The sequence below is a fragment of the Klebsiella sp. genome, from assembly GCF_027492335.1.
Taxonomy (GTDB): domain Bacteria; phylum Pseudomonadota; class Gammaproteobacteria; order Enterobacterales; family Enterobacteriaceae; genus Klebsiella; species Klebsiella huaxiensis.
In genome coordinates, this window is sequence record NZ_JAPUEW010000075.1 from 40,031 (window position 1) to 54,498 (window position 14,468).

The 14,468-nt window shown below is 57.9% G+C and carries 12 protein-coding genes; 8 read left to right on the forward strand and 4 right to left on the reverse strand.

Annotated features, from left to right (window positions below; translation table 11 throughout):
• Positions 1 to 4: 4 nt before the first annotated feature.
• Genes QVF11_RS22185 through QVF11_RS22205 form a run of 5 tightly spaced genes read left to right on the forward strand, consistent with a single transcriptional unit; the run spans position 5 to position 5,914 of the window.
• Complete coding sequence (locus tag QVF11_RS22185) at positions 5 to 922, forward strand: carbohydrate ABC transporter permease (protein WP_142514788.1); 918 nt, start codon at positions 5 to 7, stop codon at positions 920 to 922.
• A complete protein-coding gene (locus tag QVF11_RS22190; RefSeq protein ID WP_142514787.1) occupies positions 922 to 1,770 on the forward strand; it encodes a carbohydrate ABC transporter permease in 849 nt (282 codons plus the stop codon). Before QVF11_RS22185 ends, QVF11_RS22190 begins: the two co-directional genes overlap by 1 nt.
• A 19-nt stretch (positions 1,771 to 1,789) precedes the next feature.
• The gene (locus QVF11_RS22195; RefSeq protein ID WP_142512045.1) at positions 1,790 to 2,869 is read left to right on the forward strand and encodes an ABC transporter ATP-binding protein; all 1,080 of its coding nucleotides are present in this window, start codon (positions 1,790 to 1,792) and stop codon (positions 2,867 to 2,869) included.
• The gene (locus QVF11_RS22200) at positions 2,869 to 4,404 is read left to right on the forward strand and encodes a sulfatase (RefSeq protein WP_287859256.1); all 1,536 of its coding nucleotides are present in this window, start codon (positions 2,869 to 2,871) and stop codon (positions 4,402 to 4,404) included. The genes QVF11_RS22195 and QVF11_RS22200 overlap by 1 nt, the downstream gene beginning before the upstream one ends.
• A gap of 55 nt (positions 4,405 to 4,459) precedes the next feature.
• Positions 4,460 to 5,914, forward strand: coding sequence for a sulfatase family protein (locus QVF11_RS22205; protein ID WP_287859258.1), 1,455 nt, complete (start codon positions 4,460 to 4,462; stop codon positions 5,912 to 5,914).
• A gap of 33 nt (positions 5,915 to 5,947) precedes the next feature.
• Here QVF11_RS22205 and codA read toward each other — a convergent pair whose 3' ends face one another.
• The 3 genes from codA to codB are packed head-to-tail and all read right to left on the reverse strand — an operon-like array spanning position 5,948 to position 9,683.
• On the reverse strand, positions 5,948 to 7,186 hold the full coding sequence (gene codA, locus QVF11_RS22210; RefSeq protein ID WP_287859260.1) for a cytosine deaminase: 1,239 nt from the start codon (positions 7,184 to 7,186) through the stop codon (positions 5,948 to 5,950).
• Complete coding sequence (locus QVF11_RS22215; protein WP_142514784.1) at positions 7,183 to 8,418, reverse strand: PucR family transcriptional regulator; 1,236 nt, start codon at positions 8,416 to 8,418, stop codon at positions 7,183 to 7,185. The genes codA and QVF11_RS22215 overlap by 4 nt, the downstream gene beginning before the upstream one ends.
• A 2-nt stretch (positions 8,419 to 8,420) precedes the next feature.
• A complete protein-coding gene (codB, locus tag QVF11_RS22220; protein ID WP_142514783.1) occupies positions 8,421 to 9,683 on the reverse strand; it encodes a cytosine permease in 1,263 nt (420 codons plus the stop codon).
• Positions 9,684 to 10,326: 643 nt separating this feature from the next.
• Between codB and QVF11_RS22225 the strand changes: the two genes are divergently transcribed.
• From QVF11_RS22225 to QVF11_RS22235, 3 genes are read left to right on the forward strand one after another with little or no spacing between them, the layout of a single operon-like run.
• Positions 10,327 to 10,938 carry a methylthioribulose 1-phosphate dehydratase gene (locus tag QVF11_RS22225; RefSeq protein ID WP_004859435.1) on the forward strand — a complete coding sequence of 204 codons (612 nt, stop codon included), beginning with the start codon at positions 10,327 to 10,329 and terminating at the stop codon, positions 10,936 to 10,938.
• Positions 10,939 to 10,963: 25 nt separating this feature from the next.
• Positions 10,964 to 12,460, forward strand: coding sequence for an FGGY-family carbohydrate kinase (locus tag QVF11_RS22230; RefSeq protein ID WP_287859265.1), 1,497 nt, complete (start codon positions 10,964 to 10,966; stop codon positions 12,458 to 12,460).
• On the forward strand, positions 12,457 to 13,485 hold the full coding sequence (locus QVF11_RS22235) for a 2-hydroxyacid dehydrogenase (RefSeq protein WP_142512038.1): 1,029 nt from the start codon (positions 12,457 to 12,459) through the stop codon (positions 13,483 to 13,485). Before QVF11_RS22230 ends, QVF11_RS22235 begins: the two co-directional genes overlap by 4 nt.
• A 40-nt stretch (positions 13,486 to 13,525) precedes the next feature.
• On the opposite strand, the gene QVF11_RS22240 is transcribed toward QVF11_RS22235, so the two are convergent.
• Positions 13,526 to 14,467: a carbohydrate kinase family protein gene (locus tag QVF11_RS22240; RefSeq protein WP_287859268.1), complete on the reverse strand. Its 942-nt coding sequence runs from the start codon at positions 14,465 to 14,467 to the stop codon at positions 13,526 to 13,528.
• Position 14,468: the final 1 nt, after the last annotated feature.

Below are 14,468 nucleotides of genomic sequence, written 5' to 3' on the forward strand. Positions count from 1 at the left end.
CGCCATGTCTGGACAACCTCTCTCCGTGTTCCGGCCCTTATCCTCTTCACGCCATCAGCACCGTGACTGGTGGCCGTGGCTAGCATTGACGCCGCTGATTGTCATTATTGCCGCGCTGATGGTTACCCCGGTGATCCATCTTTTCAGCCTGATCACCCAGGAGGTGAGCTGGCAGGATGGACGCGCCGTCACCCGGTTTGTCGGACTGGACAATATTCGCGCTTTTCTTGCCAACCCCTACTACTGGCCGGGGCTGGTCAATACGCTGGCGTTTTCCGTTATTGCCGTGACGCTGCAAGTTGTTATCGGTTTCGCGCTGGCGCTGGCGGTCAACGATATGAAGAAAGAACCGCGTTTACTGACTACCATCCTGCTGCTGCCAATTGTGATTTCTCCCATCGTAATCGGTGCGATGTGGCGACTGATCCTCAACAACGATTCTGGCGTGCTTAACGTGGTGCTGAGTCAACTGGATATCACGCCGCCTGACTGGCTGGGAACGCCATCGCTGGCGTTTCTATCGGTGATCGTGGTCGATGTCTGGCACTGGACACCGTTTTCCTTCCTGCTGCTGCTTGCGGGCCTGAAGGCGCTGCCCCGCGAGGTGCTGGAGGCTGCTCAACTGGATGGTTGCAGCCGCTGGCAGCGCCTGCGTTTCGTCATTTTACCCATGATGTGGCCAGCGTTATTGATAACCCTGATGTTACGCATCATCTTCTCGTTCAAGGTCTTTGATGAAATCTATCTGCTGACCAAAGGTGGGCCAGGTACCGCCACCGAGATGGTCAGCTACTCTATTTATCGCGCCTTTTTTATCGAGGACCGCGAGGGACTGGGGGCAGTGATGTCCCTGTTTACCTTCTTCATTATTGCTCTGCTGCTGGTGGTATTGATGAGCCTACGTAAGCGGAGGATAAGCTGATGCTGCTATCGCTACGCGGACGCGCCCGGCTGTTTACGGCTGGTCGTGGCGCCGCAATCACGTTGTACGCCGTGCTGGTGCTGTTTCCTTTTATCTGGTTATTGAGCACCGCCTTTAAAAAGCAAATCGATATTCTGCTCGCCCGTTTTGTGTTTACGCCGACGCTGAATACTTTGCGTGAGCTGTTATTCGACCCCGGCTCGATGTTTAGCGCTTATTTTGTCAACAGCGTGGTGATTACGTTGACCACGACCGCGATTATCGTCGCCGTGACGCTGTTTTCCGCCTACGCGCTGACCACCGTACGTAAGTTGCCTCCCGCGTTAGGGGCGGTTCTGCTTGGTTGGTGCTTGCTGTTCAACCTGTTGCCGGTGGTGACCTTCGTGGGTTCCTGGTTCAATCTTTTTCGCCAGTTGGGCCTCTACGACACGCGAATTGCCATCATTATCGCCAGCGTGGCCGCCTGGCTACCTATGGCGCTCTGGCTGGGCGTGACGTTTGCCCGTGAGATCCCTAAAGAGCTGCTGGATGCCGCCAGCGTTGACGGCTGCAGCCACTGGCAACGTTTTCGCTACGTTTTCGTGCCGCTGATTAAATCCGGTATGACCGCAACGACGATTCTGGTGCTGCTGTTTGTGTGGAATGACTTTCCGATAGCGTTAATTCTCAGTTCGGAGCAGGCGCGAACCCTGCCCGTATACATCACTGCCTTTTCGCAAAATGAACAGATTCGCTATGCGGAAATGGCCTCTTCATCCCTGCTGGTTTCGATTCCGGTACTGCTGCTGCTCGTGGTGGGCCAGCGCTTTATCGTCAAAGGATTATTGTCCGGCGCGGTGAAGGCATGACATTAAAAAGGAAAATCCAATGAGCGCGGTTGCAATCGAAAGCGTCGATAAGAAATACGGCAACGTTACGGTTTTGCAGAATATCGATCTGCATATTGAAAAGCGGGAGTTTATTGTCCTCGTCGGCCCTTCCGGCTGCGGCAAATCCACACTATTACGGATGATTGCCGGGCTGGAGGAGGTTGAGAATGGGCGAATTTTGCTCCAGGGGAGCGATATCAATGAGATACCCGCCAGCGAGCGCGATATTGCCATGGTTTTCCAGAGCTATGCGCTTTATCCGCATATGAGCGTGGCGGAGAACATGGGCTTCTCGCTGAAGATCAAAGGGGTGAAAAAGCAGGAAATTACCGGGCGGGTTAACGCTACTGCCGAAGCGTTACAGCTTACGCCGCTGCTGGCGCGTCACCCGCGCGAGCTCTCCGGCGGTCAGCGCCAGCGGGTGGCAATAGGCCGGGCGATGGTGCGCAATCCCGAGGTCTTTTTATTCGATGAGCCGCTGTCGAACCTCGATGCCAAGCTGCGGGTGGATATGCGCCTTGAGATCAAAAAACTCCACCAACAGCTGGACGCCACGATGATCTACGTGACCCACGATCAGATAGAAGCGATGACCCTTGCCGATCGGATCGCCATTATGAATCAGGGGCGTATTGAACAAGTGGCGACCCCGCTGGAGCTGTACGACCGGCCGCGTAACCTGTTTGTCGCCTCGTTTATTGGCTCGCCGGAGATCAACCGCGTAGCCGGTCGCATTTCTGACGATGGCGAACGTTTTGTCAGCGATTCCGGTTTGCTTCTGCCGCTGGCGGATAACCTGGCGCATCTTGCCGGAAGGGCGCTGATTTACGCCGTTCGTCCGGAACACTTTGTCCTCAATTCTGCTGATGGCCTGCCCGCTGAGGTTGACGTCACCGAGCCCACCGGCGTGGAGACCCTGGTCAACGCCCGTCTGGGCGGCGAAACCCTGACCTGTACCTTCCGCCAGCGGCTTGAACTCCAGCCGGGCGACAGCATCCGTCTGCTGCCGGATGTTCGCCACATTCACCTGTTTGATGCCGAAAGCGGCGAAAGAATTCCCCTGACTAAGGAGCAATAATGCGTACCGTCTTCCTGCTGTTTGATTCACTGAACCGGTTGGCTCTGTCGCCTTACGGCGGCCAGCATGTGCCAACTCCGAACTTTGACCGTCTGGCGCAGCGCTCAGTAGCGTTCGATCGCCACTATGTCGGCAGCATGCCTTGTATGCCCGCCAGACGCGATATGCAGACCGGTCGCCTGAGTTTTTTGCACCGTAGTTGGGGGCCGCTGGAGCCCTTTGATAACTCTTTCCCTGAGCTGTTGTATCAGCAGGGGGTCTACAGCCATCTGATCACCGATCATAACCACTATTTCGAAGATGGCGGGGCGACCTATCATAACCGTTATGACTCGTTTGAGTTTATTCGCGGCCAGGAGGGCGACCCGTGGAAGGCGATGGTGCAGCCGCACTGGGAGCGCCTGCGGGAAAAATACCATCCCTCGCAGTTTTCAAACGGACGGCGGGATTTAAAAGCACGCAATATCATCAACCGGGAGTATATCCGCGAAGAGAAAGACTTCCCCTCGGTGCAATGCTTTGCCCGTGGCCTGGAGTTTCTGGATACCAACCGCCATGCCGACAACTGGTTCCTACAAATTGAAACCTTCGATCCGCATGAGCCATTTACCGCCCCGGAGCGTTTTTATAATGTGATTAACACCGACTGGACCGGGCCGGTTCTTGACTGGCCGCGCTATGGTCGCGTCGATGAATTACCGGAAGAGGGCGAGGAACTTCGCGCCAATTACTATCGGCTGATTGCGCTGTGCGACTCGCTGCTTGGCGACGTGCTGGACTATTTTGATAAGCACGACCTGTGGAAGGACACCGCACTGGTGCTCTCCACCGACCACGGTTTCCTGTTGGGCGAGCATGACTTTTGGGCGAAAAACCGCATGAATATGTACGAGGAGGTGGCGCATATTCCGCTGTTTATTCACCATCCTGAGTACGCGCACTTTGCCGGGCAGCGCAGGCAGGCTCTGACCCAGACGCCGGACCTTGCCGCCACCTTCCTTGATATTCACGGCGCGAAAAGGCCGGCGGAGATGCAAGGACACTCGCTGCTGCCGGTTGTGGCGCAGGATCGGGCGCTACGGGAGGGCATTCTCTTTGGCTATTTCGGCGGGGCGGTCAACGTGACCGATGGCCGCTATACCTACCACCGCTACCCGGAAAACCTCAGCGAGCAGGAGATTTACCAGTATACGTTGATGCCAACGCATATCACCTCGCGTTTTAGCACCGAAGAGCTGGCGGATACCACGCTGGCTGCGCCTTTCCCCTTCACCAAAGGCGTTCCACTACTGAAAGTGCCGGTTATCGATACCTCGCCGATGTATAACAACTACGGCCCGGGGTCGCTCCTGGAAAAAGAGACTCGCCTGTACGACCTGGCTGAGGACCCGGGGCAGCTCGCCCCGCTGTACGACCCGGTTGTTGAGCAGCAGCTTAGCGAGTTAATGGTCGATTTAATGGCGAAAAATGATGCGCCGCCGGAAGCCTTTGAGCGGCTGGGGTTAACGCCCCAGGACGTCTCTTCTGAGGTTTAACCCACGGTGTGACGGCCCGCTGACATGCGGGCCATAAACAGTAAGCGATGCTCCCATGAACCAACCGAATATTTTATGGATATGTACCGATCAGCAGCGTTGGGATACGCTTTCCTGTCTTGGGACGCCCGGCGCGCAGACGCCGCACATTGATAACCTTGCCGCTGCCGGAGTGCTGTTTGAACGCGCCTATGTGCAAAGCCCAATCTGTACCCCCAGCCGGGCATCGTTTCTGACCGGAATGTACCCGATTGCGCATCAAATACAGCGCAACGGTAACCGCCGCTTTCCTGAGCACCTGCATCTGTTGCCTCGTTCATTTCAGCAGGCGGGATATCGCACCGGGCTGATTGGTAAGTTGCATCTTTCCGCCAGTCAGCACGGCGTAGAGCAGCGCCCCGACGATGGCTACGATGAGTTTTACTGGAGCCAACATCCGCACCCGGACTGGTCGGAGGGCCACGATTATCAGACGTGGTTGGAAGAGAAAGGCGTCGATCCGCAGGCACTATACGCCCACGCGCAGGGCGCGATTTATCCAGGAGTTGAGGCGGAATTTCACCAGACCACCTGGGCGACAGAGCGGGCGCGAGAATTTATCTCCCGCCATCAGCAGTCGCCGTGGTTCCTCAGCATTAACCTCTACGATCCGCATCCGCCGTTTGACCCGCCGCAGGCATATTTGCAGCGTATTGATGCGGATGCCATTCGCCCACCGCTGTTTGCCGAAAGCGATCTGGCCCATCAGGCGCGCTTTACGCGGGTCGACCAGCAGACCAAAAAGGCTGTCAATCCGAATGCGGCGGTAGAGGGTGAAAGCCTGCAAGGCAGCCATGACACGCCGCCGGAATCCTGGGATGCGAAGGCCATTCGCGCGGCCTATTTCGCTATGATTGCTCAGATAGACGATTTGGTCGGTAGCCTGACCTCGCTGCTTGATGAGAGCGGGCAGCGGCAGAATACGCTGGTTATCTTTATGAGCGATCACGGAGAGATGCTGGGCGATCACGGCCTGCTCTACAAAGGTTGCCGCTTTTATGAAGGGCTGGTGCACGTGCCACTTATCGTTTCGTGGCCGCAGCGTTTCGCGCCGCAGAGGCGCTCGAATGCCTTAGTCGAGCTGGTAGATATTCCAGCGACGCTGCTGGAGAGTGCTGGGCTACCGATATCCGCACAGAACCAGGGACTATCACTGTACGCTTTGCTCAATGGCGACAGCGCGCTACATCAGCATAAGCCCTATGTGCTGAGCGAATATTTTGACGCGCTTGGCTTTCCCGGCAGCATCGGTTCGCGCGGCAGTATGTATTTTGATGGCCGCTATAAGCTGAATGTTTATCACGATGCTGAAGAGGGGGAGCTGTTTGATTTAGATAACGATCCGCATGAATTTCATGACCACTGGCACGACCCGCAGTTTAAGCCGCTCAAGGCGCAGCTTATCCAGCAGCATTTTTCCGCCATGATGAAGGTGAGCGGCGCAGGGCCGGAGCGCATCAGTGATTTTTAGCCCGGCAGGTTAACCCGCCGGGTGTTTAACACATCAGCTTGAATAGCAAATCTGTTCCGGCTGGCGCTGCAAAATAATGTTGCCGTGACGGATGGAGGTCAGCACTTTGGCCTGGCGGCGCACGGCGTCATAGTCGTTTTCCGCATCAAGGATCAGCAGGTTCGCCGGACGTCCTTCGGCAATACCGTAGTTATCGCCCAGGCACAGCGCCCGGGCGCTGTTATCGGTAATGAGATCGAGGCAGCGCTGCAAATCTTCATACCCCAGCATATGGCAGATGTGCAGCCCGGCGTCGAGGATGCGCATGATATTGCCGTTGCCCAGTGGATACCACGGGTCCTGAATGGAATCCTGAGCAAAGCAGACGTTGATCCCGGCGCGGTCCAGCTCCGCCACCCGCGTCACGCCACGCCGTTTCGGCCAGCTGTCAAAGCGACCTTGCAGATGAATGCTTTCGGTCGGGCAGGAGATAAAGCTGATTCCCGAGGCTTTTAGCAGGCGGAACAGCTTCGAACAGTAGGCGTTATCGTAAGAGCCCATCGCGCAGGTATGGCTGGCGGTGACCTGCGCGCCCATGCCGCGAACCCGGGCTTCTTCCGCCAGCACTTCCAGAAAACGCGACTGCGGGTCATCGATTTCATCGCAGTGCACGTCCACCAGGCAGCCATGGCGCTGGGCCAGATCCATCAAAAACATGACTGAGCTAACGCCCTTGTCGCGGGTATTTTCGTAGTGCGGAATGCCGCCTACCACGTCGGCACCCATCTCGATGGCGCGGGTCATCAGCTCGCGCCCGCCGGGGAAGGATTCGATGCCCTCCTGCGGGAAGGCGACGATTTGCAGGTCGATAAGATGGGCCGCCTCCTTTTTTACCCTCAGCATGGCTTCCAGCGCGGTCAGGGAGGGGTCGGTGACATCAATATGGGTACGCACGTGCTGTACGCCGTTATCGCGCAGCATACCGATCGTTTTCAGCGCGCGCTGGCGCGTATCTTCAACCGTGACGCTCTCTTTACGCTGGCTCCAGCGGGCGATGCCCTCAAACAGCGTGCCGCTCATATTCCACTCCGGTTCGCCCGCCGTCAGGGTGGCGTCGAGATGGATATGCGGTTCGACAAACGGCGGGATCACCAGCTTTTGCTGCGCGTCGATATCGTTGGCGTCAACCGCCTGTGCGGCTGCCTGCGCGGTGATGCTTTTAATCAAACCGTCCTGGAGATCCAGGGTATAGAGCGCTTCTTTATGGCGCAGGCGCGCGTTGATAATTTTCATGGTTGTTCCCGTAAATGGTTTTGCGACATACGCCAGATAGCTAAAGCGACCGAGGCGTTGAGATGAAATTGCGGATGGCTGACCGGATAGCCTGTCAGCTTTTCAATTCGTTGGATGCGCTGATGCAGCGTGTTGCGGTGAATCCCCAACCGCTCGGCTGCCCTGACCACGTTGCCGCTCTCCTGAAGCAGCGTTTCCAGCGTCTCCATTAATAGCCACGGACTTTTGCGGTCGGGTTCGATCAGGCAGCCGAGAGTGTCATGCATAAAGTCGGTTAGCAGCCCAGGGTCGCTGACGGCGGAAAGCAGCTTGATAAAGCCCAGTTGCTGATAATCGCTGATGCGTTGGGCCGGACGCAGGTTATCGCTGAGATCCAGCGCCTGGCGCGCCTGCGACAGCGCGCGCTGATATCCCTGTAGCTGCTGCACCGGTGCGGACAGTCCGCACAGCAGTGACAGCCCATCGTTACCTTCTGCCTGCGTCAGCAGCCACTGTTCTAACCACTTTTTCTGTTGATAAAACTCGCCTTCTTCGTCCGGGATCAGGAACAGAAACATATTGCTGCGCTCGACCAGCGGAAAAGGGTTGCCCTGCTGATTGAGCTGCTGCTGCAAGCGCTGGCGCACGGTGCGGCGGGCCTGCTGGAGCCAGGCTTCGGCCTGCTCGGGCGGAAACTGGCGAAACAGGCGCGCTATCCCCTCAAGGCGCAGCGCCGCTACCCGCAGCGGTCGGGTAAAATCCAGTTGCTGGTGGAGCGCGCGCTGATGCAGGATTTGCAGGTCGGGATAATCACCGGTTAGCAGCTGCAGCAGAATATCGCGCTGTGATTGCAGAGCATTCTCGCTGCGTACCAGCGCGGTGCCGATGCGCTCGGTCACAATCACCATCTTCAGCAGATAGGGCTGCTCGATCAGCGGAATGCCCAGCTCGTCGGCCAGCGCGATCAGCCGCGGTGGGATCGTGTGGATATAAGCGTCGCCGGTCAGGATCACCATTCCGGCGATCCCGCGCTGCTTGCCTTCCATCAGTAAATGAATCAGGTTGTTTTCATCGCGGGGATGGTTGATCCCGGTGATAAACACCAGTTCCCCGCCCATGATCCACTCGGCGATATTTTCATTTTCCGCCACGTAGTACCAGCGAACCGCCAGCTGGAGGCCCTGTTTACCCGCGCGCAGGCGCATGGCTGAGAGCCCGTCCAGCGCGAGGATTTCATTGACCATCAGGCTCATGGTTACTGTTCCGCAACTGAGTCAGCGGCGGGCTGGCGTTTGCTCAGGCGGATCAGAGCGATGTAGACCAGCGCGGAGACGGAAATCCCCACCAGCGGCGCGATCCACGGCGACAGGTAAGCCACCACCGCGCCGACGGCGTAGGCACTGAGCCCCAGCCAGTTAAAGCGCGGCAAGCGGGCGGTTTGCAGCAGCGGATAGCGCCCGCCGCGATAGAACCAATAGTCGGCAAGAATGACGCCGCCGATGGGCGGGATGATACTACCGAGCAGCACCAGGAACGGGATCAGCATTTCGTACATCCCGCCAATGGCCAGCAGAATGCCGACGCCAGCGGCGACCACGGTCAGGGTACGGCGGCGTTCGCTGCGCAGCAGATGGCAGGCGGCAGCCGAGACGTTATAGATAGTCGGCCCCTGAATCGTCAGCAGGTTGAGGCACAGCATCACCACCGCGGCGACGGACAGCCCCTGCAAAATCAGCACTTCTACAATGTCGGCCTGCTGGTAGACGATGGCGCACCACGCCCCGGCAACAATCATCAGCCCGTTACCGACGAGGAAGCTGCTCATGCTGGCGATGATAGCGGTGCGGCTGGAGTTAGCCAGACGGGTCCAGTTCGTCGCCTGGGTCGCGCCGCTGGCGAAGGTGCCGAACACCATGGTGATCGCCGCCGACCAGGTCATGGTTTCGCCCGGTTCGATTTTGGTCATCGCCTGCCAGCCGCCAGCGTGATGGGCGGCAAGATACATAGAAACTACCAGCAGAATAAACATCAGCGGCACCGACACGCGCGATAGCGCATCCAGTCCCTTGTAGCCCACCAGGGCGGTGACGCAGAACAGGATCCCGAACAGGATCATCAGCGGAATGGTCATCGCCTCGGGCAGGGCGAGGATTTTGACCAGCGAGATAGCGACCGTCGCGGTACCCCAGGCGTACCAGCCCAGTTCGGCGAAACCGAGAATAAAATCGGCGAGCTTGCTGCCAATTTCCCCGAAGCAAAAACGCCCCATAAGCACGGTATTCAGCCCGCTGCGCGCGGCAATCCAGCCGAGCGATGCGGCGTATAGCGCCAGCAGAAAGTTACCGATAACCGCAATCCATAGCAGGTTCACAATCGAAAAAGAGACGCCAAGCTTGCCGCCTGCGAACATCGTGCCGGTAAAAAAGGTGAAGCTGAACAGGACCATGGAGATCGAAAATACGCCTTTGCGCCCTGAGGCAGGCGCTTCGACGAGCGGAAAATCATTGCTGTTTGACATTGTGGAACCTCTGAGTGGCTATCCGAATGGCGATGCCAGAGGGGTAGCAAGAGATATGCCAACAAAATCGGGGCAGGGGTAACACGGATGTATGGGCACTATGCACATAAAAAGGCGTTATTTAGTCGATGTTTGCCATAAATGTGTGCACGGTGACATGTTTCGCACCGCCGTGGGGCAGTGGGATTGAGCTATTGAGCGCATTCCTGTCGGGTGGCGGCTGGCGCCTTACCCGACCTACAAATGATGCCAATTTTGCGTCGTTTTCTGGTGGAACGATCCCCTATTTTTTGGGCAGCTTGCAGTTGGTAATGTTGGCATCATGAAGACATTCAATTTCTTTATTGTTAAAAAAGTAATTTCATATGCAATTCTATTATAACCATTACTAATGTAAGTCTTTTCTGTAATATTGTTCACTTGAGCGGGCGGTGTTAGTATCGAGTAAATAGCCATTTAGACGGCTAAAGAACCTTTCTCCAGGCTATTTTATTGGCCATTTTGGACCTGGGCAGTGCTCACACTCCTCACGTACTACGTGTACGTTCCGGGTGTTCCGCGCTGTCCGTGTCCAAACTGCCTGCAACAATAACGCCTGACCGTAAAGGTTCTCAAATCAACATCGCTAAACTAAGGAACTGCTATGTGGCAAGAAAGACTCGCGCAACTGGTCACCACCTGTCATTGGATCGGCGCGAAAGGCTGGGCTCCGGCCACCGGCGGCAATATGTCAGTGCGTCAGGACGAGACCTGGTGCTGGCTCAGCGAGTCGGGACGCGATAAAGGCAGCCTGACGACGGAAGATTTCCTCCAGGTTGAGATCGCTAGCAATAAAGCGCCTTCTGGGCGTAAACCTTCCGCCGAAACCGGCCTGCATACGCTGGTGTATCGCCTGTTCCCGGAGGCCAACGTTGTACTGCACGTGCATACCGTCAACGCTACCGTGCTGTCGCGCATTGAAAAAAGCGGCACCCTGGCGCTGCAGGGCTATGAGATGCAGAAAACCCTGACCGGTCAGCATAGCCACCTTGATACCGTACCGGTGGCGATTTTCGATAACGACCAGGATATCGATGCTCTGGCGGCGCGCATTGAAGACTATGCGCAGACCAACCCGCTGCGCTACGGCTTCCTGCTGCGCGGCCACGGCCTGACCTGCTGGGGCAAAGACATTAACGAGGCCCGTCGTCAGCTGGAAGGACTGGAATTTCTGTTCGAGTGCGAGCTGATGCGTCGCCGCTACGAGCGCGACTAAATTTCTCTCCACTAACGGGTCAGGCATGGATTTTTATCTCGGAATCGATATCGGTACCTCGCGGGTCAAAGCGGTGCTGTTTGATGAACATTTTCAGGCGTGCGCCAGCGCGGCGCAAAATACCGGCCCGCGCCTGTTGGCCAACGGTCACGCTGAGCAGGATATGGCCCAGTTGTGGCAGTCGGTGGTGGATATTCTGCGCGAGATTGCTCAGCATCCGGCGCTGCAAAAAGGGCGTTTATGCGCAATTGGCCTTGCCGGGCAGGGCGAAGGCGTTTGGCTTAGCGACGCCGAGGGCGAACCGGTTGGGCCGGGTATCCTGTGGAGCGATACCCGCAGCCGCGAGCTGATGAGTGAACTGCTCAACCGCCCCGGTTTTGACCGCCGTTTCTTTGACGATACCGGCACCCATCTGCAACCCTGCAACACCAGCATGCAGCTATGCTGGCTCAAACATCATCAGCCCGAACGGCTGGCGGCAGCCCGCTATCTGTTTTTCGCTAAGGACTGGATCCGCTTTCGCCTCACTGGCGTTGCAGCGCTGGATCTTACTGATGCCAGCACCTCTTTGCTTAACCAGCAGAGCGGAACATTATCCGGGGTTGTACTCAATGAGATGGGGCTGACGGATTTAGCCCATCTGTTCCCGCCGCTGCTGGCGCCGGATGCTCAGGCAGGTACGCTACGGGAAGAGGTCGCGGCGCTGACCGGGCTTCCCGTTGCTACGCCAGTGGCGGCTGGCGCGCTCGATGTGTGCAGCGCGGCGCTTGGCTGCGGCGCGGTGAACGACGGAGACATCTATACCATTCTCGGCACCACCTGCTGCACCGGCATCGTCTGCCATGGTCGTCAAACGGTCAACGAGGGGACGCGCTACGTCACCCACACCGAGGCGGGCAGCTTTATTAACCTTTTTCCGATGCAGGCCGGAACGCCAAACATCGACTGGCTCCAGCAGCAGATTTCGCTGAACCCCGATTTACAGCAGCTGGAACAGAGCATCGCCAGCGTTGAGCCGGGCAGCGGCGGCGTCTTCTGGCAGCCCTATCTCAACGGCGAACGCGCGCCGTTCTTTAGCCCCGAAGCGCGGGCCGGGTATTTTGGTATTAGCCAGCACACCACCCGCGCGCAGCTACAGCGAGCAGTATTTGAAGGACTGGCTTACGCCATCGTCGACTCGCTTCAGGGTTATCCGCAGGGCGGTGAGCTGTACCTGACCGGCGGCGGGGCGGCGTCAGCGACCTGGCTGCAAATTATTGCCGACTGCACCGGCAGAACGGTGGTTTCCAGTACTTTCAACGAGCTTAGCGCGCGCGGAGCGGCGATTCTGGCGGCGCGCAGCGTCGATGCGCTGAACCGCTACCCCGCGCTTGAGCAGACTCGTTATCAACCTAATCCGCAGGCGCATACCCGTTACGCTGCGCTCTATCCGGTTTATCGCCTGCTGCGTGAGCAGATGCTCCCGGTCTGGCAGGCTCGCCACGAGGCGCTTCAACGTATTTCTCAGGAACAACGCATATGAAAATTGTTTTTACCGCCGAACACGCCGGCGATCTCAGCGCATTTCAGCAACTGGGTGAACTGCGAGTGGAAGGTTGGGCGCTGGGTAAACCGAAGCTGAGCGCAGGCCAGCTGATTGAGCTGGCCCACGACGCTGACGTACTGGTGACCAGCTACGATGATGTGACGGAAGAGGTGATTGCCGCTTGTCCGCGTCTGCAGGTCATCGCCTGCACCCGCGCCAATCCGGTGAATATTGATACCAAAGCCGCGCAGGCGCGCGATATCCGCGTACTCTATACGCCGGGCCGCAATGCGGACGCAGCAGCAGAGCTGACGCTGGGGCTGATGTTAAGCCTGGCGCGGCATATTCCGCAATCGCACGCGGCGCTGAAACGTGGTGAATTCACTAACGCCGAGAACGCCGCCCAGGCCACCCAGAGCGGGCTGCGCCGCGATGTGGTGTGGGACGTCAGCCCGGAAAGTCCTTATGAAGTGTTTAAAGGCAGCGAGCTGCGCAATAAAACCCTGGGGCTGATCGGCTATGGCAATATTGGCCGCCGCGTGGCGCGTATTGCCCGCGCCTTTGGCATGGCGGTGCTGGTGGTGGATCCGTTTGTCGCCGCCGAGGATATCAACGAGCCGGGGCTACAGAAAACAACGCTTGAGGGGCTGTTCCGTGAGGCGGATATTGTCAGCCTGCATCTGAGCAGTGGTCCGCACAGCGATGGTCTGGTGAACGCACAGTTATTGAAGAGCATGAAGCCGGGGGCGCTGCTGATTAATACCTCGCGTGCTGCGGTGGTGGATGAAGAGGCGTTAATTAACGCACTACGCCACGGTCCATTGGGCGGCGCGGCGCTGGATGTTTATCATCGCGAGCCGCTGTGGCGCGATCATCCGTTTGTCACCGAGTTTGATAACGTGATTATCACCCCGCATATCGCCGGGGCGACGAGAGAAAGCATCGCTAAACATACGGCGATGATTGCTGCCGACCTTCAGCGCTATGTTGCCGGGGAGCCGCTGCTCTATCAGTGGCGTTAAGCTTTTTAGCCGCCGCGAGATGCGGCGGCGACGCTTTTTGTCAGCGACGGTTATCCGCCATAAATGCCTGAGTATGCTCCCAGTCGACCACGCCCGCATCCGAGCCCATGCCGGTCGCCACCAGCGCGGCCACCGCAGAAGCCACCTCACACGCCTCTTTGACGCTTAACCCACGGGCCAGCGCGGCAATAAAGCCGCCGCAGTAGCTGTCGCCGCAGCCGGTGGTGTCGACAGCATCGACCCGGTACGGCGCGATATGCTCGACTGCGCCGTCGCGGGTCAGCAGCCAGGAGCCGTTTTCACCATCTTTCAGAATGCAGGTCCCGACGCCAAGTTCGAAGAAAAAGCGGGCGATGTCTTCTGGCCGCGTTTGCCCGCAAAGGTATGCTGCTTCTTCAAGTGAAGGCATAAAGTAGTCCACCGACGGCAGCAGCGGGCGCAGTAGATCCAGTGTGTGCTCATTGGGCGCGATTAAATCAAAGCTGGTGGTGACGCCGCGAGCCTTAGCCGCTTGCAGCAAAAGGGCGCTTTGCCCCTGGTCCATCGCCGCCAGCAGGCCGGTGCCGCCGTGGTGCAGGAAGCGGCAGTTGAGAACCGTGTCAAATTGTTCCTCGCTGACGAAAAGCGCATCGGATGCGCCCCGGCAGTGCAGCGCCGGGCGCTCGCCGTTGGGGCGGATGGGTAGAATGGTTGCCGACGTTTCCTTCTGAGCCGTGCGCTGGATCTGCGAGCAGTCAATGCCCAGCCGGGCATAGCTGGCGAGAATAAAATCAGCTTTTTCATCTTCGCCCAGACAGGCCACCGCTGCGGTACGAATCCCCAGCTTGGCTGCGTTAATGTTGGCCCCGGCAGCGGTTCCTGCGGGATTAAGGCGAATCTGTTCAATAAAGGCCACCCCGCCGCGCGGCGGGATGTCGATAACCGGGCGACCGGCGATATCAAGAATAGTCAGGCCGACAAAGGTGGCGTCAAAGGTTGCCATG